General features: G+C 57.5%; 19 protein-coding genes and 1 tRNA gene. 11 read left to right on the top strand and 9 right to left on the bottom strand.

Going from position 1 to position 19,188, the window contains the following annotated elements:
- Positions 1 to 25: 25 nt before the first annotated feature.
- Entirely contained in the window at positions 26 to 1,417 is a 1,392-nt protein-coding gene (gene pheP / locus NNN71_RS13950; protein WP_163447720.1) for a phenylalanine transporter, read from the bottom strand.
- 306 nt (positions 1,418 to 1,723) lie between these two features.
- Here pheP and NNN71_RS13945 point away from each other — a divergent pair, with 306 nt between their 5' ends.
- Entirely contained in the window at positions 1,724 to 2,557 is an 834-nt protein-coding gene (locus NNN71_RS13945; protein ID WP_271458731.1) for a DMT family transporter, read from the top strand.
- A 52-nt stretch (positions 2,558 to 2,609) separates the two neighbouring features.
- Here the strand turns inward: NNN71_RS13945 and sbmC are convergent, their stop codons facing one another.
- Positions 2,610 to 3,080, bottom strand: coding sequence for a DNA gyrase inhibitor SbmC (sbmC, locus tag NNN71_RS13940; RefSeq protein ID WP_249022190.1), 471 nt, complete (start codon positions 3,078 to 3,080; stop codon positions 2,610 to 2,612).
- Positions 3,081 to 3,214: 134 nt separating this feature from the next.
- Positions 3,215 to 3,291, bottom strand: a tRNA-Arg gene (locus NNN71_RS13935).
- 253 nt (positions 3,292 to 3,544) lie between these two features.
- On the opposite strand from NNN71_RS13935, the gene folD reads away from it, so the two are divergent.
- The 5 genes from folD (at position 3,545) to NNN71_RS13910 (ending at position 8,068) form a co-directional block, all read left to right on the top strand.
- A complete protein-coding gene (gene folD / locus NNN71_RS13930; protein WP_163445986.1) occupies positions 3,545 to 4,411 on the top strand; it encodes a bifunctional methylenetetrahydrofolate dehydrogenase/methenyltetrahydrofolate cyclohydrolase FolD in 867 nt (288 codons plus the stop codon).
- Position 4,412: 1 nt separating this feature from the next.
- The gene (gene ybcJ / locus NNN71_RS13925) at positions 4,413 to 4,625 is read left to right on the top strand and encodes a ribosome-associated protein YbcJ (RefSeq protein WP_004143016.1); all 213 of its coding nucleotides are present in this window, start codon (positions 4,413 to 4,415) and stop codon (positions 4,623 to 4,625) included.
- A gap of 366 nt (positions 4,626 to 4,991) precedes the next feature.
- Positions 4,992 to 5,825 (top strand): xanthosine phosphorylase, encoded by an 834-nt coding sequence (xapA, locus tag NNN71_RS13920; protein ID WP_167576445.1) that lies wholly within the window; start codon positions 4,992 to 4,994, stop codon positions 5,823 to 5,825.
- Between the two features lie 48 nt (positions 5,826 to 5,873).
- Positions 5,874 to 7,079, top strand: coding sequence for an MFS transporter TsgA (gene tsgA, locus NNN71_RS13915; RefSeq protein ID WP_271458730.1), 1,206 nt, complete (start codon positions 5,874 to 5,876; stop codon positions 7,077 to 7,079).
- 23 nt (positions 7,080 to 7,102) lie between these two features.
- Positions 7,103 to 8,068: a LysR family transcriptional regulator gene (locus tag NNN71_RS13910; RefSeq protein WP_271458736.1), complete on the top strand. Its 966-nt coding sequence runs from the start codon at positions 7,103 to 7,105 to the stop codon at positions 8,066 to 8,068.
- A 3-nt stretch (positions 8,069 to 8,071) separates the two neighbouring features.
- Here the strand turns inward: NNN71_RS13910 and cysS are convergent, their stop codons facing one another.
- Complete coding sequence (gene cysS / locus NNN71_RS13905) at positions 8,072 to 9,457, bottom strand: cysteine--tRNA ligase (RefSeq protein WP_163445983.1); 1,386 nt, start codon at positions 9,455 to 9,457, stop codon at positions 8,072 to 8,074.
- A gap of 185 nt (positions 9,458 to 9,642) precedes the next feature.
- Between cysS and ppiB the strand changes: the two genes are divergently transcribed.
- The 5 genes from ppiB (at position 9,643) to mnmH (ending at position 13,751) form a co-directional block, all read left to right on the top strand.
- Entirely contained in the window at positions 9,643 to 10,137 is a 495-nt protein-coding gene (gene ppiB / locus NNN71_RS13900) for a peptidylprolyl isomerase B (protein WP_064548074.1), read from the top strand.
- Between the two features lie 3 nt (positions 10,138 to 10,140).
- Positions 10,141 to 10,863: a UDP-2,3-diacylglucosamine diphosphatase gene (gene lpxH, locus NNN71_RS13895; protein ID WP_271458729.1), complete on the top strand. Its 723-nt coding sequence runs from the start codon at positions 10,141 to 10,143 to the stop codon at positions 10,861 to 10,863.
- A 119-nt stretch (positions 10,864 to 10,982) separates the two neighbouring features.
- Entirely contained in the window at positions 10,983 to 11,492 is a 510-nt protein-coding gene (gene purE, locus NNN71_RS13890) for a 5-(carboxyamino)imidazole ribonucleotide mutase (protein ID WP_163445981.1), read from the top strand.
- Positions 11,489 to 12,556 carry a 5-(carboxyamino)imidazole ribonucleotide synthase gene (gene purK / locus NNN71_RS13885; protein ID WP_223804066.1) on the top strand — a complete coding sequence of 356 codons (1,068 nt, stop codon included), beginning with the start codon at positions 11,489 to 11,491 and terminating at the stop codon, positions 12,554 to 12,556. Before purE ends, purK begins: the two co-directional genes overlap by 4 nt.
- A gap of 106 nt (positions 12,557 to 12,662) precedes the next feature.
- Positions 12,663 to 13,751, top strand: a complete 1,089-nt coding sequence (gene mnmH / locus NNN71_RS13880; protein ID WP_271458728.1) for a tRNA 2-selenouridine(34) synthase MnmH — start codon at positions 12,663 to 12,665, stop codon at positions 13,749 to 13,751.
- On the opposite strand, the gene NNN71_RS13875 is transcribed toward mnmH, so the two are convergent.
- Genes NNN71_RS13875 through NNN71_RS13855 form a run of 5 tightly spaced genes read right to left on the bottom strand, consistent with a single transcriptional unit; the run spans position 13,748 to position 19,129 of the window.
- Positions 13,748 to 14,719 (bottom strand): ABC transporter ATP-binding protein, encoded by a 972-nt coding sequence (locus NNN71_RS13875; protein ID WP_223804065.1) that lies wholly within the window; start codon positions 14,717 to 14,719, stop codon positions 13,748 to 13,750. The two genes, mnmH and NNN71_RS13875, sit on opposite strands and share 4 nt — an antisense overlap.
- Positions 14,716 to 15,693 carry an ABC transporter ATP-binding protein gene (locus NNN71_RS13870; protein ID WP_271458727.1) on the bottom strand — a complete coding sequence of 326 codons (978 nt, stop codon included), beginning with the start codon at positions 15,691 to 15,693 and terminating at the stop codon, positions 14,716 to 14,718. The genes NNN71_RS13875 and NNN71_RS13870 overlap by 4 nt, the downstream gene beginning before the upstream one ends.
- Positions 15,686 to 16,531, bottom strand: a complete 846-nt coding sequence (locus NNN71_RS13865) for an ABC transporter permease (protein WP_249022196.1) — start codon at positions 16,529 to 16,531, stop codon at positions 15,686 to 15,688. The genes NNN71_RS13870 and NNN71_RS13865 overlap by 8 nt, the downstream gene beginning before the upstream one ends.
- A 5-nt stretch (positions 16,532 to 16,536) precedes the next feature.
- Positions 16,537 to 17,481, bottom strand: a complete 945-nt coding sequence (locus NNN71_RS13860; RefSeq protein WP_271458735.1) for an ABC transporter permease — start codon at positions 17,479 to 17,481, stop codon at positions 16,537 to 16,539.
- A 55-nt stretch (positions 17,482 to 17,536) separates the two neighbouring features.
- Positions 17,537 to 19,129: an ABC transporter substrate-binding protein gene (locus tag NNN71_RS13855; protein ID WP_271458726.1), complete on the bottom strand. Its 1,593-nt coding sequence runs from the start codon at positions 19,127 to 19,129 to the stop codon at positions 17,537 to 17,539.
- Positions 19,130 to 19,188: the final 59 nt, after the last annotated feature.

The raw sequence follows: 19,188 nt of genomic DNA, 5'->3' as shown, positions 1-19,188 counted from the left end.
AACCTGCCCCCTCCGGGCGATATTATCAGGCTTTACGACGCAGCGTTTTGAAGGCCGCAAACAGGAACAACACCCACACCGGCAGCAGAATCGCCGACAGGCGCATGCCGTCCATGGTGCACATCAGCCCAAGGATCATCAGCAAAAACGCGATACAGATGTAGTTGCTGGCAGGCGCAAACAGCGCTTTGAATTTCGACTCACGCCCCTTGCGGCGCATGGCGGCGCGGAACTTAAGGTGGGCCATGCAGATCATGATCCAGTTCAGCAGCAGCGTGGCCACCACCAACGCCATCAGCAGGCCAAACGCTTTCTGCGGCAGCAGATAGTTCACCAGCACCACCAGCGAGGTGATCGCGCCAGAGAGCAGCAGCGAATTCACCGGCACGCCGCGACGGCTCACTTTGGTCAGGAAGCGCGGCGCGTTACCCTGCACGGAGAGGCCAAACAGCATGCGGCTGTTTGAATAGACGCCACTGTTATAAACCGACAGCGAAGCCACCAGAATCACAAAGTTCAGCGCAGATGCCACTACGTTACTGTCCAGATTGTGGAAGATCATCACGAACGGACTGCTGTCTGACTTAATGCCCTGCCACGGATAGAGCGCCAGCAGCACAATCAGCGAGCCGATATAGAACAGCAGGATACGGTAAACCACCTGGTTGACCGCTTTCGGAATAGTGGTTTCCGGGCTGCGTGCTTCCGCCGCCGTAATGCCAATAAGCTCCAGCCCGCCGAAGGAGAACATAATCACCGCCAGCGACAAAATCAGCCCCTTCCAGCCCGTGGCAAGGAAGCCGCCATCACGCCAGAGATTGTCGATGCTCGCATGCTCACCGCCACGCCCCGTCGCCAGCATCCAGATGCCAAAGCCGATCATGCCGATAATCGCCAGCACCTTAATCAGTGCAAACCAGAACTCGGTTTCGCCATACAGGCGCACGTTCACCAGGTTGACGGCGTTAATCAAAATGAAGAAACCGGCAGCCCAAATCCAGGTCGGTACGTGTGGCAGCCAATACTGCATATAAATTCCGGCGGCGGTCAGCTCGGCCATTCCCACCAGCACGAACATGACCCAATAGTTCCAGCCGGAAAGAAAACCGGCGAACGGCCCCCAGTATTTATAAGCAAAATGAGCAAATGAACCGGATACCGGCTCTTCCACCACCATCTCGCCAAGCTGGCGCATGATCAGAAACGCGATAATTCCGGCAATCGCATAGCCCAGCACCACTGCCGGGCCAGCCATTTGAATCGCCGGGCCGATGCCAAGAAACAGGCCGGTGCCAATGGCGCCCCCAAGGGCGATGAGTTGAATATGACGGTTTTGTAACCCGCGGTGAAGCGTCGGCCCCTGCTCCGACGAAGCATCCGGTTGATTCTGGCTGGATGCTGAGGACGCGTTTTTCACGTCTAACCCCTGTAGCTTTTTTTTGGAAGGGGCACCTTTTAACACTTAGCGCGGCTTGTCGCAAGGCAATCAGTCGCAGGAACCCCGTGCCCAAAAGTGCCGGAAGATACGCGTTGCTGGGGCAATAACCTTATTCCTACAAGGGGTTAGCCGCGCTAGCCAGCCATAACGTTCAACGTATGCGGCACACCCGCTGTGAAGCAAATACCATTGGGATACGTTGCCGTATCGGCGGAGCACAAAACGATGACCCGGCATGCCGCGGCTTGCGGCATAATTCGCTGACCGCATTTCGAGGAATCTTCCGTGCTGCTCAAAATCCTGCTGACTATGGCTGCGTTCGCCGCCAACTCGCTGCTCTGTCGGCTGGCGCTGAAGGGGATGCATATGGATGCCGTCTCTTTTAGTAGCATTCGCTTGCTAAGCGGTGCGGTGGCGCTGCTGATACTCCTGAGGCTACCCGCCATCAAAAAGAGGCCGGAATTCAATGTGCTGAACGCGGCACTACTGGCCATTTACGTCTTTGCCTTTTCCCTTGCCTACCTGTCCTTAACCACCGCCGCTGGCGCGTTGTTGCTGTTCGGTACGGTCCAGTGCGTGATGACCGGCTGGGGGTTGATTCGCGGCGAGCGTCTGACGTGGCTAAAAAGCGTCGGTATGCTGGGCGCAGTGACCGGGCTAGCGTTGCTGCTATTACCGAGTGCCGGTCATCCTTCCGGCGCCGCCGCGCTGCTGATGATGGTCTCCGGCGCGGCCTGGGCAGCCTACTGTATTACCGGCAAAAAAGTGCAGAACGCGGCAGCGGCCACGGCGGGCAACTTTACGCTGGCGGTGCCGATAGCGCTGGTGGTGTTTGTGCTTAGCGGTATGCACATCCGCGCTGACGCCGTTGGGCTCGTGCTGGCAGTCACCTCCGGGGCGCTGATGTCCGGCGGCGCGTATCTGCTCTGGTACTCCCTGCTGCCACGGCTTAGCCCAACCACCGCCAGCACGCTTCAACTGAGCGTGCCCTGTCTTGCGGCATTGGGCGGGCTAATTTTTATGGGCGAACCGTTGGGCCTGAGGATGGTGTTAGCTATCGCACTCACCCTCTCCGGTATTGGGCTGGTGATTATCGCCGATCGGCGACGAGAGCATTAACCGCCGGGCCGGCGTGTCGCCAGTCAGCAGCACGCGGCACGGCGTTTTTGCATTACCCCTTTGGCTCGAGGGCAACAAACATTTCAATATCCCAGTAGCCGTCTTCCGCACCGTTGTTATGGTAGATTTCAAAGCATGGCTTCGCAGCCAGGCGGTGGGTTTCATCTTTCAGGACGCTATCAAAAAACTGATACCATGGCGTGGAGAAATCGTGATCGATAACCCGCGCACGCGCTGCCGCGTAAAGGCCTCCCGCCACTTCCGCCATCATGACCCCTTCGCTGTTCGGCGGAATAACAAAGTCGTCATCGACAGAGACCACGGTGTCGCAACGCAGCTTTTCCGCCGGGACTTCATCCGGATTGTCGTAGTAAACGGCCAGCCACTCCCGAGCGGGAATTTGCTGGCCATCGACCCACATCATCAACTGCTCAAAACCCTGCTTGACCGTCTGCTCCCACGGCCCAACCATATGAAAACCGGCAATTTTACGCGCTGCAATCTGCTTAACTTCGTATTCCATACCGCCTCCGTTAAGACACTGTAATTACATACAGTATAATGGGCGTTTTTTGTTTGCGCCAAACGGGTAGCGAGCGATATGTGAGCAGATTCGCACTCTTGATAAGAGAGTTGGGGGAAGAGGAAACAGGAAAATGGTACGCCCTACAGGATTCGAACCTGTGACCCACGACTTAGAAGGTCGTTGCTCTATCCAACTGAGCTAAGGGCGCACTGGGGAAGTCAAAACTTCATGGTGGGGTGAAACGCGTGGAATTATACGGTCACTGACAGGTGAGTCAATCCATTTCCTTACGAAACCTGCGCGGTATGCAATGATGGATAAAGTGCGACCAACTATCGCTCAACTCTTCGGCAAAACCACTTTCCGATGAAAACTCGCAAACGAGACCTGACAGCAAGCCTCGCATCTGACAAAATATGTCCATCCCCCCTTCGTGAATGACAGATGGAATATTTTCCCTGATGGCAGCAAAGATTATTGACGGTAAAACGATTGCGCAGCAGGTGCGCTCTGAGGTTGCGGAAAAAGTGAAGGCGCGCGTTGCCGCAGGAAAACGCGCCCCTGGGCTTGCCGTTGTGCTGGTTGGCAGCAACCCGGCCTCACAAATTTATGTCGGCAGCAAGCGCAAAGCCTGCGAAGAGGTGGGCTTCGTCTCCCGCTCCTACGATCTGCCGGAAACCACGTCCGAAGCCGAACTGCTGACGCTGATTGACACCCTGAACGCCGACACCACCATCGACGGCATTCTGGTGCAGCTTCCGCTGCCGGCGGGTATTGATAACGTTAAGGTCCTTGAGCGCATCGCGCCGGACAAAGACGTCGACGGCTTCCATCCGTACAACGTGGGTCGTCTGTGCCAGCGCGCGCCGCGCCTGCGTCCGTGTACCCCGCGCGGTATCGTTACCCTGCTGGAGCGCTACCATATCGACACCTATGGCCTGAACGCCGTGGTGATTGGCGCGTCCAACATCGTGGGCCGCCCGATGAGCATGGAGCTGCTGCTGGCGGGCTGCACCACCACCGTCACTCACCGCTTTACCAAAAACCTGCGCCACCATGTGGAGCACGCGGATCTGTTGATCGTCGCGGTCGGTAAACCGGGCTTTATTCCCGGCGAGTGGATTAAAGAAGGCGCAATTGTCATTGATGTCGGGATTAATCGCCTCGAAAACGGTAAAGTCGTCGGCGATGTGGTGTTTGAAGAGGCTGCCGCGCGCGCCTCTTACATCACCCCAGTACCGGGCGGCGTCGGTCCCATGACCGTAGCCACCCTGATTGAAAACACCTTACAGGCGTGTGAAGAGTATCACGACGTGGAGAAGGCATAAGATGGCAACATTTTCTTTGGGTAAGCATCCGCATGTGGAACTCTGTGACTTACTGAAGCTGGAAGGCTGGAGCGAAAGCGGCGCGCAGGCGAAAATCGCCATCGCCGACGGTCTGGTCAAAGTGGACGGCGCGGTGGAAACCCGCAAACGCTGCAAAATTGTCGCCGGTCAAACCGTGAGTTTTGAAGGCCAAAGCGTTACCGTTACCGCATAAATCCTGCCAGTCACCCGGCTTCGCCAGTCGACGCCGGGTTTTATTCCCCAAATAACGCCCTACCGTATCTTCCCACTTCAGCGGTAATACGCTGTATGTCCATACCCGATGCTAACTATCGTGACACGTCCATCGCCCGGTAGCGCAGCGTCAAAGTGAGGCACATCACAAATCATCACGTCGAAGCCGCCTTCCCCGGCGCGTTCAAACTTTCAGCCTACATTTAATACTTTGAATTTAAAGATTTTAAAATCACCACCGCCGCAATCAATTCAATAAAAATATCAATACACGCATTAATTGAATTGGATTGCAAATCGACTGCTCCGCAGAATACCGCGAAACATCCCTGTTTCTGGAGTCTGTATGTCAACGTCAATTCTCAATAATGCCCCTTACGAAGCCGTCGAAATCCTGCGCGCAGCAAAGCCCGGGTTTACCCCGCGTATCGCCTTAATCCTCGGTTCCGGTCTCGGCGCGCTGGCCGACCGTATGGATAACAAAACAACCCTTTCCTACGAAGCGCTACCGGGTTTTCCGGTCAGCACCGTCATCGGCCACGCCGGGGAAATTGTAATGGGAACGCTGCACGGCGTGCCGCTGATTTGCATGAAAGGCCGCGGTCATTTCTATGAAGGCCTCGGCATGGGCATCATGACCCAGGCGGTACGCACCTTTAAGCTGCTCGGCTGTGAATTCATGTTCTGCACCAACGCCGCAGGCTCGCTGAACGCGGATATCCCCGCAGGCAGCTTGGTGGCGCTAAACGACCATATCAATACCATGCCGTCCACGCCGATGGTCGGCCCGAATGACGATCGCTTTGGCCCGCGCTTCTTCAGCCTGGCAAACGCCTACGACAAAGATCTGCGCGCCCAACTGCACCAGACCGCCAAAGGGCTGGATATCCCGCTGCACGAAGGCGTTTTTGTCTCCTATCCGGGGCCAAACTTCGAAACCGCCGCGGAAATCCGCATGATGCAGCGTATGGGCGGCGATGTGGTAGGAATGTCGGTGGTGCCAGAAGTGATCGCGGCGCGCCACTGTGGGCTAAAAGTGCTGGCCGTATCGGCCATCACCAATATGGCAGAAGGGTTGAGCGACGTGGAGCTGTCGCACGAACAAACGCTCAAATGCGCAGCCATGGTGACGGAAGACTTTATCCGCCTGATTGGCCAGTTTATTAAACAATACGCCTAATTTCTGATGCATCGGCGGGTAGACTGCTGCCCGCCTGGAGATACGTCTATGTCTGACATGTCCTGGTCCCGCCCGAATTTAAACGCCGTCTCGTATCTAAGCTATTACTTCGTCGGCGCGCTGGTTTCCACCCTTGGCATCGTGCTCGGCCCGCTGTGCGCTGCCTTCCACAAAGACCCGAGCTTTATCGGCCAGGTGTTCACACTGATGAACATCGGCATGTTTATTCCCATCATGCTGGGCGGTATTCTGATGCGCAAATGGGGGCTGCAGAAGCCGCTGGTTATCGCAGCGGCGCTGACCGTTCTCATCAGCGCGATTCTGTTTGTGTCGCCTACTCTGACGATGTTCAGCTTTGCCGTCGCCGGCATTGGCGCCTGTGGCGGTATTTTCATGACCATCGGCAGCTATCTGGTGGTGCGAATCAATCCGGACGAAAAAAGCCGTTCCTCGAGCCTGATTTTTACCGATTTCTTCTTTAGCCTCGCCGGGGCGACGCTCTCCTTCTTGCTGGCCTGGCTGTTCCGCATGGGCGCGAGCTGGGTGGCGATGTACGGTATCATGGGTGGTTTAGGTGCGCTGATGCTGGCGTTAACGATTCGCTGCCGTTTCCCGCCCACCGAAGCGCCAGCACCCGCGCAGCACAGCACACACACCGCTCGTGAGCCCTGGGGTCCGTCGGTCTACCTGATTTGTTTCGCGCTGTTCGCCTTCCTGTTGGCTGAGCCTATCTTCACCATGTGGACACCAGGCTATTTACAGTTCCGCTTCCATATTGAGCCGCAGGAGGCAGCGCTGTACACCACCGTCTACTGGGTGGCGAAAGCTATCGGCCTGTTCCTCAACCAGTTCACCGTGAAGTGGATGAAGCTGCGCACCTTCCTGCTGGGTTGTACCGCGATCGGTCTTATCGCCATCATGCTGATTGCCAACAGCGGCAACACCACGCTGATTCTTGTCGCCTGCGCCGTTTTCGGCTTCTTTAACTCCGGTCTGTTCTCCGGGCTGATGAGCTACGGTTCGCTGCAGGTGAGCCAAAGCTCGCCAACGCTGATTTCCGCGTTACTGACCTGCGGTACGGTAGGCACACTGCTGTTCGCCAGCGTCTCCTCGCTCGTTAATGGCCGCTACGGCTTGCATGGCGCGCTGAATACCGCCACGGTGTCCTATACCGTGCTGCTGGTTGTGCTGGTCACGGCTATCTTCTGTAGCCGGGCTGAACGCCTGCATACCTCCCCGTCGGCGGCGGTTTGACAAGGCAAAAGGAGGGGGGCATGATGGCCCTCCCTCCCCTTTATCCCGAACGAACCATGACCGACGCTCTGGCCAACAACCGCATTAACATTCGCGCGCTGCGTTACTTTCAGGCTCTTGCTGAAGAGTTGCATTTCGGGCGAGCAGCAGCGCGGCTGAATATCTCCCAGCCACCGCTGAGCATGCAGATTAAAGAGCTGGAAGAGACGCTGGAAACCAAATTGTTTGAACGAACCAGTCGGAAAGTGGTACTGACCCGCGCCGGGCTGGTCCTAAAAACCGAGGTTGACCGCATCCTGAGCGCCACCGAGCAGTCGTTGAACTACGTGCGGCAAATCGGTCGCAGCGAGAACCTGCATATCACCATCGGTATTGTCGGCAGCGCACTGTGGGGCACCCTACTGACGCGGCTGAAAACGTTTAAGGCGAAGAATCCGGGGGTCGACTGGAGTCTGCGCGAGCTGTCGCAGCATCAGCAAATTGACGCGCTGCGCGCCCGCACTATCGACATCGCCATTAACCGCAACGTCCTGCCTTATGCCGAAACCAACATCCGTAACCAGCTGATTGCCCATGAATCTATCGCTCTCGCAGTGCCGGAGAACGATCCGTTGTGCCAGCTAAGCTCGGTTCCCTTAACCGCGCTGGCCACCAGACCACTGATTTCACTCTCCTTTGAACAGAGCGACTTCGCTCGTCAGCTGCACGACCGCTGCGTGGAGGCGGGGTTTTATCCGTTGATTACCCATCAGGTAAACGAGCCGCAAACGGCGTTAGCGCTGGTGAGCGCGGGAATGGGGCTATCGCTGTTGCCGGAAACCTGCGGGTTGATTCACTGGCCGGGCGTACGTTTTCTGCCGCTTGCACAAGCGGTACCCGCCGATCTTTATGCATTGTGGTACGACGAACCGCTGTCAGAGTTGATGACGGCGTTTGTGGAGGGGCTACAAGGGCGGGAAACCCCTCTCTCTGGCAGAGAGAGGGGGTAAAGCTTACTTACGGCGCCAGGTTGTGCCCTGCGGGCCATCTTCCAGCACGATGCCCATCTCGTTGAGACGGTCACGTGCGGCGTCGGCCGCCGCCCAATCTTTCGCTTTACGCGCGTCCAGGCGCTGCTGGATTAACGCTTCAATTTCAGCCACTTCGCCGTCATCTGCCTGCGCACCGCTTTGCAGGAAGGCTTCCGGCTCCTGCTCCAGCAGGCCCAGCACGGCAGAAAGCTTACGCATATGCGACGCCAGCGCGTTCGCGGCCTGCATATCTTCAGCCTTCAGGCGGTTCACTTCACGCGCCATATCGAACAGCACGGAGTAAGCTTCCGGGGTATTGAAATCGTCGTCCATCGCTTCAATAAAGCGCGCTTCGAACGCTTCGCCGCCCGCCGCCGGGACGGATTTGTCGGTACCACGCAGCGCGGTGTACAGACGCTCCAGCGCGGAACGCGCCTGCTTGAGGTTCTCTTCGCTGTAGTTCAGCTGGCTACGATAGTGGCCGGACATCAGGAAGTAACGGATGGTTTCGGCGTCGTAGTACTTCAGCACATCGCGCACAGTAAAGAAGTTACCCAGCGATTTGGACATCTTTTCGCGGTCCACCATCACCATGCCGGAGTGCATCCAGTAGTTCACGTACTCGCCGTCGTGCGCGCAGGTAGACTGGGCGATTTCGTTTTCATGGTGCGGGAACATCAGATCCGAACCGCCGCCGTGAATATCGAAATGGTTGCCCAACTGCTTGCAGTTCATCGCGGAACATTCAATATGCCAGCCCGGACGGCCTTCGCCCCACGGAGACGGCCAGCTCGGCTCGCCTTCTTTGGACATCTTCCACAGCACGAAGTCCATTGGGTTACGCTTCACGTCAACCACATCGACGCGCGCGCCGGCCTGCAACTGGTCCAGATCCTGACGCGACAGCTTGCCGTAGTTTGGATCGGTCGGCACCGAGAACATCACGTCGCCGTTGTCCGCCACGTAGGCGTGACCTTTAGCGATCAGCTGCTCGGTGATTTCAATGATTTCGTGGATATGGTGCGTGGCGCGCGGCTCCTGATCCGGACGCAGAATATTCAGCGCGTCGAAATCGTTGTGCATCTCGGCGATCATACGATCCACCAGCGCGACAAAGCTTTCACCGTTCTCGTTGGCGCGTTTGATAATTTTGTCGTCAATATCGGTGATGTTACGCACGTACTTCAGCTTATAGCCGAGGAAGCGCAGATAGCGCGCCACCACGTCAAAGGAGACGAAGGTACGGCCATGGCCGATATGACAGAGATCGTAAACGGTGATACCACACACGTACATGCCCACTTCTCCGGCATGAATGGGCTTAAATTCCTCTTTTTGGCGGGTCATTGTGTTGAAGATTTTTAGCATCGAGAATTCCATGTTTACGTGTGTGAACCGGGCTTTCGCCTGAAACGGTATATTCTACCCGTAATTCAACCCGGAAGCAGCACACAATGCAAGGTGATCGATGTTCCGGGTTATGCTATAACAGACGCCTATATGCCGCCCACAGGCGGGCTAAAGCACCACTTTAAACGGAACAGGATGCAGAAATGGTTACTTTCCACACTAATCACGGCGACATCGTCATCAAAACTTTCGACGACAAAGCGCCGGAAACAGTCAAAAACTTCCTGGACTACTGCCGCGAAGGTTTCTACAACAACACGATTTTCCACCGTGTTATCAACGGTTTCATGATTCAGGGCGGCGGCTTCGAGCCGGGCATGAAGCAGAAAACCACCAAAGAAGCGATCAAAAACGAAGCCAACAACGGTCTGAAAAACACCCGTGGCACGCTGGCCATGGCGCGTACCCAGGCTCCGCACTCCGCGACCGCTCAGTTCTTCATCAACGTAGCAGACAACGACTTCCTGAACTTCTCCGGCGAAAGCCTGCAGGGTTGGGGCTACTGCGTATTTGCTGAAGTGGTTGAAGGCATGGACGTGGTTGACAAGATCAAAGGCGTTTCTACCGGCCGCAGCGGTATGCATCAGGACGTTCCAAAAGAAGACGTTGTGATTACAAGCGTGACCGTCAGCGAGTAATCGGTGGCGACACTCTTTATTGCAGATTTACATCTGCAAACAGAAGAACCGGCGATTACCGCCGGTTTTCTGCGTTTTTTGCACGGTGAAGCTCGTCAGGCCGACGCGTTGTACATCCTTGGCGACCTGTTTGAAGCCTGGATTGGCGACGACGACCCCAACCCGCTACATCGTGAAATGGCCGTTGCCATTAAATCGCTGGTTGATTCCGGCGTCCCCTGCTTCTTTATTCACGGCAACCGTGATTTCCTGATTGGCAAACGCTTCGCCCGCGAGAGCGGCATGCAGTTGCTGCCTGAAGAACAGGTACTCACGCTTTATGGCCGCCGGGTGCTGATTATGCACGGCGACACGCTATGTACCGACGATCCGGGCTATCTCGCGTTTCGCGCCAAAGTACACACCCCGTGGATCCAGAAGCTGTTCCTCGCCCTGCCGCTGTTTATCCGCCGCCGTATTGCGCAAAAGATGCGCAGTGACAGCAAGGCCGCCAACAGCAGTAAATCCATGGAGATCATGGACGTCAACCCGCGCGCGGTGGTTAAAGTGATGGAAAAACACCGGGTACAGTGGCTCATTCACGGCCATACGCACCGTCCGGATATCCATCGTCTCGTTGCTAACGGCACGCAGGCGCATCGCGTGGTACTCGGCGCATGGCATACCCAGGGTTCAATGGTCAAAGTGACCGCGGAAGACGTTGAGCTGATCGCCTTCCCATTTTGATTTTTCCGCCGTAATCAGCCGCCCCACGGCGACGCAACCGTTTTCCTTGCCCATTTTCCGTGTTATTCTCTGTGGCCTCTAACGTCGTGTGCAGCACACCCACAGGAGTTTTCAGACGCATGTCTTCCCGCAATAATCCGGCACGTATCGCCATCGTGATGGGGTCCAAAAGCGACTGGGCTACCATGCAGTTCGCCGCAGAAATCCTCGATATTCTGAACGTACCTCACCATGTTGAAGTGGTTTCCGCCCACCGCACGCCCGATAAACTGTTCAGCTTCGCCGAAGACGCCGAAAGCAACGGTTATCAGGTGATTATTGCCGGTGCCGGCGGCGCTGCGCACTTACCCGGAATGATTGCCGCCAAAACGCTGGTCCCGGTATTGGGTGTCCCCGTCCAGAGCGCCGCATTAAGCGGTGTCGACAGCCTCTACTCCATCGTGCAGATGCCGCGCGGAATTCCGGTCGGTACGCTGGCGATTGGTAAAGCCGGTGCCGCTAACGCCGCCCTGCTCGCCGCGCAGATTCTGGCTCAGCACGACGCGGAACTGCATCAGCGCATCGCCGACTGGCGTAAAGCGCAAACCGATGAAGTGCTGGATAACCCGGACCCGCGAGGTGCCGCATGAAGCAGGTCTGCGTGCTGGGCAACGGGCAGCTAGGTCGTATGCTGCGCCAGGCCGGTGAGCCGCTGGGCATCGCCGTCTGGCCGGTCGGTTTAGAAGCCGACCCTGCCGCCGTGCCGTTTCAGCAGAGTGTGATCACCGCTGAAATCGAGCGCTGGCCGGAAACCGCCCTCACTCGCGAGCTGGCGGAGCACACCGCGTTTGTGAACCGTGACGTTTTCCCGATCATTGCCGACCGTCTGACGCAAAAGCAGCTGTTCGATAAGCTCAATCTGGCAACCGCGCCGTGGCAACTGCTGGCCCGCGCCGATGAGTGGCCTGGCGTTTTTGACCGTCTGGGCGAGCTGGCGATCGTTAAGCGCCGCACCGGCGGCTACGATGGCCGCGGCCAGTGGCGTCTGCGCAAAGACGACACCGCGCAGCTGCCGGACGAATGCTATGGCGAATGCATCGTCGAGCAGGGCATTAACTTCTCCGGCGAAGTGTCGCTGGTTGGCGCCCGAGCCCACGACGGCAGCACCGTATTCTATCCGCTGACGCATAACCTGCATCAGGACGGCATTCTGCGCATGAGCGTCGCCTTCCCGCAGGCCGACGCCCAGCAGCAGGCGCAGGCGGAAGCCATGCTCAGCGCCATTATGCAGGAGCTGAACTACGTTGGCGTGATGGCGATGGAGTGCTTCGTCACCCCTGGCGGTCTGCTGATCAACGAGCTGGCGCCCCGCGTACACAACAGCGGCCACTGGACGCAAAACGGCGCGTCCATCAGCCAGTTCGAGCTGCATCTGCGCGCCATTACCGACCTGCCGCTGCCGCCGCCGGTAGTTAATAGCCCGTCGGTGATGGTCAACCTGATTGGTTCCGATCTGAACTACGACTGGCTGAAACTGCCGCTGGTGCACCTGCACTGGTACGACAAAGAGGTACGACCGGGCCGTAAAGTAGGCCATCTCAACCTCAACGACAGCGATACAGGCCGCCTGAGCGCGACGCTGGAAGCGCTGGTGCCGCTGCTGCCGGGCGAATACGCCAGCGGCATTGCCTGGGCGCAAACGCGTCTGAAATAGGCCTTTCGTGCCGGGGAAAGTATCTAACGCTTCCCCGGCCCCCTCCTTGAAGCGTAAAATCCTGCCCTGACCGCCTTACCCCCACTTTGTTAGAGAAGGATTGCCCATGAAAAATGGGACGGATTACTGCGCTATTCTGCGCGCAGAAACGCCCATCATTGACGTTCGCGCGCCGGTTGAGTTTGCGCATGGCGCGATGCCCGCCGCCGTCAACCTGCCGTTAATGAACGATCAAGAGCGCGCTGCCGTTGGTACCTGCTATAAACGTCAGGGGCCGGAAGCCGCACTGGCGCTGGGGCACGAACTGGTCTCCGGCGAAACGCGCCAGCAGCGCATCGCCGCGTGGCTGGAGGCCTGTCGGCAGGCGCCGCAGGGCTATCTGTGCTGCGCGCGCGGCGGGCAGCGTTCGCATATCACACAAAGCTGGATTAAGGCCGAAGGCATTGACTATCCGCTGATCGTCGGCGGCTACAAGGCGCTGCGCCAGGCGGCGATGCAGGCCACGGAAGAGCTGGTGCGCCACCCGATCGTGCTGATCGGCGGCTGCACCGGCAATGGCAAAACGCCGCTGGTCCGCCAGCAGCCGCAGGGGATAGACCTTGAAGGGCTGGCGCATCATCGCGGTTCATCGTTTGGCCGCACGCTTGATGCGCAGTTTTCACAGGCCACCTTTGAGAACCATCTGGCCACGGCGCTGCTCAAAGGGGCACATCAACAAGAGCGCGTTCGCTGGGTGCTGGAAGATGAAGGCCGGATGATCGGCGCGAATCATCTGCCGGAGTGTCTGCGGGATCGGATGGCTGAGTCGCCGATCGCGGTAGTGGAAGATCCGTTCGATCTGCGTCTTGAGCGCCTGCGTGAAGAGTATTTTACCCGCATGCATCACGATTTCCTCGCCGCCTATGGCGAAGAAAAGGGCTGGCTGGAGTACTGCGAATACCTGCATCACGGCCTGTTCGCCATTCGCCGTCGTCTGGGGTTACAGCGCTTTGCTGAACTGACGGCGACGCTCGACGAGGCGCTGGCCGAACAGCAGCGCAGCGGCTCCACCGAGGCGCACTTCGCCTGGCTGGTGCCGCTGCTGAACGAGTATTACGACCCAATGTACCGCTATCAGCTAGAGAAAAAAGCCGACAAGATTGTCTTTCGCGGCACATCGGAAGCGGTCGTCCACTGGCTGGCTACGCACGCTTAAGCTTTAAATAGCCAGCAGGCCGCAAAGTGACGCGGCGCGATCTCCTGCATTGGCGGCTCCTGCTGCTGGCACTGCGGCATGACATGCGGGCAACGGCTGCAAAATCGGCAGCCGCGAATGTCCGCCGTCGGGCTCGGAATCTCGCCCTTCAGCCCGCCTTCCTCCAGTTGCCGCACGCGTGGATCAGGCACCGGTACCGACGCCAGTAGCGCCTGAGTATACGGGTGCGCGGGCCGCTGATACAGTTCTCCGGCAGGCGCGACTTCGACCAGTTTGCCGAGATACATCACCCCGATGCGGCTGGAAATATGCCGCACCATCGACAGATCGTGGGCAATGAACAGATAGGTCAGCCCCAACTCCTGCTGGAGATCCTGTAGGATGTTGACCACCTGCGCCTGTACCGATACGTCCAGCGCCGACAGCGGTTCGTCGCACAGCACGAACTCCGGATTCACCGACAACGCACGGGCAATGCTGATACGCTGGCGCTGGCCGCCGCTAAACTCATGCGGGAAGCGCGTCAGATGCTCGGATTTCAGGCCGACTTTGTCGAGCATTTCCGCCGCGCGTTCACGCTGGGTCTGCGCATCATAGCCATGAATCTTCATCGGCTCCGCCACCAGCTGCTGCACCGTCATGCCGGGGTTCAGCGACGACCACGGGTCCTGAAATATCGCCTGCATCCGGCGGCGTAGCGGCTTAAGAGTTTTCTCCGACGCCTGGGCAATCTCCTGCCCGGCAAAGGCAATGTCGCCGGAAGTAATGTCGAACAGGCGTAAAATGGCGCGTCCCACCGTCGATTTGCCGCAGCCGGACTCCCCCACCAGGCCGAATGTCTCCCCCGGCTGAATATCAAAGCTGACGCCATCCACCGCTTTCACCAGCCGTTTGGGGCCTAACAACCCACCGTTCAGCGCATAGTGTTTACGTACCTCGCGCAGACGAATTAACGGTAACTCGCTCATGCCGATGCCTCCTGTTCCAGCCATAACCAACATGCCACTCGATGCCCCTCACCGCAGGAATAAAACGCGGGCGGACGCGCGCACTGCGGCCGACGATGCGCGCAACGCTCGGCAAACGGGCAGCCCGGCGGCGGGTTTAACAGACCGGGCGGGGAGCCTTCAATGGGCGATAGCCGATGCTCCGGGTCGTCGGCACGCGGTAAGGAGGCCAGTAGCCCTTGTGTATAGGGATGCGCCGGGCGCAGGAAGATATCTTCAACCTTCCCCTCTTCCATCACCTGCCCGCCATACATCACCACCACGCGGCTGCACATTTGCGCCACCACGCCAAGGTCGTGGGTAATCAGCAGGATAGCGGTCTGCGTCTGTTGCTGTAGCGACTTCAGCAGCCGCAGAATTTGCGCCTGGATGGTCACATCCAGCGCGGTGGTGGGCTCATCGGCAATCAACAGCTGCGGGTTGCAGGAGAGCGCAATGGCAATCATCACGCGCTGACGCATCCCGCCGCTGAACTCATGCGGATACTGTTCAAAGCGTCGCGCCGCATCGGCGATACCGACGCTATCGAGCATCGCCAGCGCTTTCGCTTTTGCCGCCCGGCGGTCCAGCCCCTGATTGCGCATCAGAATTTCGCTCATCTGGCGACCAATGGTCAGCACCGGATTCAGCGCCGTCATCGGGTCCTGGAAAATCATCGCAATCTCACTGCCGCGAATCCGCCGCATCTGTTGCGACGTTTTCTCCGCCAGGTCATCGCCGCGAAAGCGAATGCTGCCGCCGGTAATTTTGCCGTTATTGCCGAGCAGCTGGAGAATCGACTTACAGGTAACGCTCTTACCGCATCCGGATTCTCCGACAATGCCGACCAGTTCCCCGGCGTTCAACGAAAAACTGACGCCACGCACCGCATGTACTTCACCCTCACGGGTGAAGAAAGAAGTGTGCAGATTGGTAATCTCCAGCAGGTTACTCATCGCGGTTGGCTCCCGGTTCAAAGGCGGTACGGAAAACGTCGCCCAGCACGTTAAAGCTGAACACGGTCAGCAGAATCAGAATCCCCGGGAACATCGCCAGCCAGGATGCTTCGCCAATATACGACTGCGCGTTGTTCAGCATGCTGCCCCATGATGCCGCGGGCTGCTGTACGCCGAGGCCAAGGAAGCTCAGCGTCGACTCCATCAGGATTGCCGAAGCGATGTTTAGCGTGGCGGCCACAATAATTGTCGGCAGCACGCCGGGAATGATATGGCGGGCAATAATGCGCAGCGGATGTTCGCCGGAAGCGCGCGCATACAGGACATATTCACGCTCCTTAATCGACAGCGTTTCCGCGCGTACCAGACGCGACATGTTCATCCACGTCAGCAGGCTGATAATCAGAATGATGTTGTCCACGCCCGGCTTCAGATAGGCGTTCAGCACCAGCAGCAGGAAGAAAGCGGGAATCGCCATCAGAATATCAACGGCGCGCATCAGCAAATTATCCAGCCAGCCGCCAAAGTAGCCGCTAATCGTGCCCACCAGCGTGCCGATCAGCGTGGAAAACAGCATCGCCAGGAAGCCGACCAGCAGGGAAATCCGCCCGCCCCACAGCGCGCGGGTAAAATAGTCGCGGCCATATTCGTCGGTGCCGAACCAATGGCTGGCATCGGGCGGCAGCATCCGCGAGGCCAGTGACATCTGGTCCGGGTCGTAAGGGGTCAATCCCGCGCACAGCGCCGCGAGAATAAAAATAAACAGTACCAACAGCGAAAACTGCGCCGGACGATTGCGGCGAAGCTGATGGCGTACGTTTTGCCAGCGTCTGGTCATCGTGGCTACCTCAATGTACGAATGCGGGGATCGGCGAAGCGATACAGCAGATCGGCCAGCAGGTTGCCAACGATCAGCATCAGTGACGACAGCAGAATAATCGCCATGATCAGCGGGTAGTCCAGCGAGGTGATCGCCTGGATCCCAAGCAGCCCCATCCCCGGCCAGGAGAAGACGCTCTCGGTGACATAAGCTCCCACCACCAGTTCGCCAAACGACAGGCCAAACAGCGTAATCACCGGCAGCAGCACGTTTTTCAGCACATGACGGAACAGAATCGTGCGGTAGGTCGCCCCATAGGCGAGCTGCGTTTGCACGTAATCCGCCGAGAGCTGGCTAATGGTGTTGGAGCGTACGTAACGCACGTAAGTCGAGAGGTTGTAAAAAGTCAGCGCAATGCACGGCAACACGCCGTGGCGCGTCACGTCCAGCCAGCTGTCCTCAATGCCGATTGTGCGCATCCCCATACTGGGAAACCAGTTGAGCTGGACGGCAAACACGGTAATCAGCAGGATACCAAACCAGAAAATGGGTACCGAAATGCCGATATAGGCAAACAGGTTCAGCACGTAGTCCAGCCAGCGGTGCTTAAATGCCCCGGCCAGCAGACCCAGCGGCACCGCCAGGACGATAGCCAACAGCAGCGATGCCCCCATCAGACCAAGGGTGGCGGGGATCCGTTCGACAATCATCTCCAGCACTGGGCGATGGTAAATCAGCGAATAGCCTAGATCGCCACGCAGGATATTTTTCAGCCAGATGAGATACTGGGTGACCAGCGGTTTATCCAGCCCCAGGCTGTGGCGGATATGCGCAATGTCTTCCGGCGACATGCGCGGCGTTATGTAGGCCGCAACCGGGTCACCGGGGGCGAGTTTGACCAGCAAAAACGCCACCAGCGAGATAAAGAAAAGCATCGGCAGCAGCTGCAGCAGCCGACGAGTCAACATAGTGTTCACGACATTCCCTTCACAAAAAGCCCCCGCAAGCGGGGGCTAAAAATACTTATTTTTGATAGAGCTTCGATAAATCCTGGAACATATAAACCGGCTTCGGCTCTGCTTCCTGAGTGCCGCCGAAACGTTTATCAACCGCCACCACCGCGTTGGTGTAGGCAATCGGATAGTAGGTCATGTCCGTCGCCACCACCTGCTGGATTTGCTTATAGATTTCACCGCGTTTGGCGCTATCGGTTTCAATGGCGCCTTTATCCCACAGGGCATCGAACTGTGGATTTTTATAGTGCGCGTAGTTGTAGGCTTCGTTGCTCATAAACAGCGATTTGTAACCATCCGGCTCGGCACCCATGATGTAACCACCCAGGCTCAGTTCATAGGCGGTGTTGTTCATGTCCAGGCTGCGCTGGGACATGGCGTTGGCGTCCAGCGGCATCAGCTCGACGTTGATCCCCAGCGCCTTCAGCTGCTGCTGGATATACAGCCCCATGCTCTCCTGGGTTTTATTGGTGTTGATATAGGCTAAACGCAGCTTCAGGTCGTTCGGCGCGCCGGACGCTTTCAGTAGCGCTTTCGCCTTATCCAGATCGTAAGCGTACTGATCCACATCGTCAGAATGGTACAGCGTGTCCGGCGTCAGGAATGAGGTTGCCGGTTTAGCGTAGTCCAGCGACGTGAAGGCCGTCGTCACCAGATCGTTTTTGTTGATGGCATAGGCAATGGCCTGGCGCAGGGCTTTGCTCTGCATCGCCGGTACGTTCTGGTTAAAGGTCATGTAAGCCAGACGCCCTTCCGGGTAAACCACGAAGTTAAATTTATCGGTTTTTTGCAGGCGGGTGACATCCTGCGGGTCGACCATCTTCAAGTTTATCTCGCCGTTTTGCAGCGCAAGGTTTGCCGAATTGCTGTCTTTCGCAAAGCGATAGGTCACCGAATCAAGCTTCGCTTTGCCGTTCCAGTAGTCGTCAAAGCGGGTGAGCGCATAGTACTGACCCGCGCGGTACTCTTTGAATTTGAACGGCCCGGAGCCTACCGGGGCATCGTTTTTCGCGCTTTTTTCCAGATCGCTTTCGTTAGCGAACACGTGCTGCGGGATCGGGTAGATCTGCACCAGCGTGCCAACAAACGCGGCGCTAACCTGCGGTAATGTAAATTTCACCGTTAAATCATCGATCTTGCTCACCTGCACCGGCTTGCCGCCGAACATAAACATACTGCGGAAGAAGCTATGCTGCTTTTCATCCAACAGTTTGTTGAAGGTGAAGACCACGTCGTCGGCGGTGATCGGCTGACCGTCCTGCCATTTCAGGTTAGGCTTGAGCTTCAGGGTATAGCTGAGGTTATCGGCGGAAGGCTCAAGGCTTTCAGCCAGGCCCCACTCGACTTTCCCGTCGTTGTAGCTGTAGAGCGGCGCGTACAGCGCCTGCATAATGGTGAGCGTCGTGCGATCGCTGGCATAAATCGGGTTCACCGCCAGCGGATCGCCGCTGGTAATACCGATAATCAGCGAACCGCCCTCTTTCGGCGCGCTGTCGCTGCTGGCCGCAGGAGCCGCGGCGGTTTCTTTATTTTTTGCATCATCACAGCCGCTTAAACCCAACGCGAGTGAAATTAACGCCGCGGGAACAAATAAATTACGCATACCTCATTAACTCCTTACCCTTAAATTTTTAATTCTTTCAAAGAAATAAATAACTGGAC

The sequence above is a fragment of the Kluyvera sp. Awk 3 genome (assembly GCF_028069715.1).
GTDB lineage: Bacteria > Pseudomonadota > Gammaproteobacteria > Enterobacterales > Enterobacteriaceae > Kluyvera > Kluyvera georgiana_A.
This window is presented reverse-complemented; position numbering and strand designations above follow the sequence as displayed.

What these genes read in the sequence shown, in the direction of transcription:
- NNN71_RS13865 (WP_249022196.1), bottom strand. Translation starts at nt 16,531, where the DNA reads ATGACCAGACGCTGGCAAAACGTACGCCATCAGCTTCGCCGCAATCGT.
- purE (WP_163445981.1), top strand. Translation starts at nt 10,983, where the DNA reads ATGTCTTCCCGCAATAATCCGGCACGTATCGCCATCGTGATGGGGTCC.
- NNN71_RS13860 (WP_271458735.1), bottom strand. Translation starts at nt 17,481, where the DNA reads ATGTTGACTCGTCGGCTGCTGCAGCTGCTGCCGATGCTTTTCTTTATC.
- cysS (WP_163445983.1), bottom strand. Translation starts at nt 9,457, where the DNA reads ATGCTAAAAATCTTCAACACAATGACCCGCCAAAAAGAGGAATTTAAG.
- NNN71_RS13870 (WP_271458727.1), bottom strand. Translation starts at nt 15,693, where the DNA reads ATGAGTAACCTGCTGGAGATTACCAATCTGCACACTTCTTTCTTCACC.
- folD (WP_163445986.1), top strand. Translation starts at nt 3,545, where the DNA reads ATGGCAGCAAAGATTATTGACGGTAAAACGATTGCGCAGCAGGTGCGC.
- NNN71_RS13855 (WP_271458726.1), bottom strand. Translation starts at nt 19,129, where the DNA reads ATGCGTAATTTATTTGTTCCCGCGGCGTTAATTTCACTCGCGTTGGGT.
- xapA (WP_167576445.1), top strand. Translation starts at nt 4,992, where the DNA reads ATGTCAACGTCAATTCTCAATAATGCCCCTTACGAAGCCGTCGAAATC.
- tsgA (WP_271458730.1), top strand. Translation starts at nt 5,874, where the DNA reads ATGTCTGACATGTCCTGGTCCCGCCCGAATTTAAACGCCGTCTCGTAT.
- NNN71_RS13910 (WP_271458736.1), top strand. Translation starts at nt 7,103, where the DNA reads ATGGCCCTCCCTCCCCTTTATCCCGAACGAACCATGACCGACGCTCTG.
- sbmC (WP_249022190.1), bottom strand. Translation starts at nt 3,080, where the DNA reads ATGGAATACGAAGTTAAGCAGATTGCAGCGCGTAAAATTGCCGGTTTT.
- NNN71_RS13875 (WP_223804065.1), bottom strand. Translation starts at nt 14,719, where the DNA reads ATGAGCGAGTTACCGTTAATTCGTCTGCGCGAGGTACGTAAACACTAT.
- mnmH (WP_271458728.1), top strand. Translation starts at nt 12,663, where the DNA reads ATGAAAAATGGGACGGATTACTGCGCTATTCTGCGCGCAGAAACGCCC.
- ybcJ (WP_004143016.1), top strand. Translation starts at nt 4,413, where the DNA reads ATGGCAACATTTTCTTTGGGTAAGCATCCGCATGTGGAACTCTGTGAC.
- ppiB (WP_064548074.1), top strand. Translation starts at nt 9,643, where the DNA reads ATGGTTACTTTCCACACTAATCACGGCGACATCGTCATCAAAACTTTC.
- purK (WP_223804066.1), top strand. Translation starts at nt 11,489, where the DNA reads ATGAAGCAGGTCTGCGTGCTGGGCAACGGGCAGCTAGGTCGTATGCTG.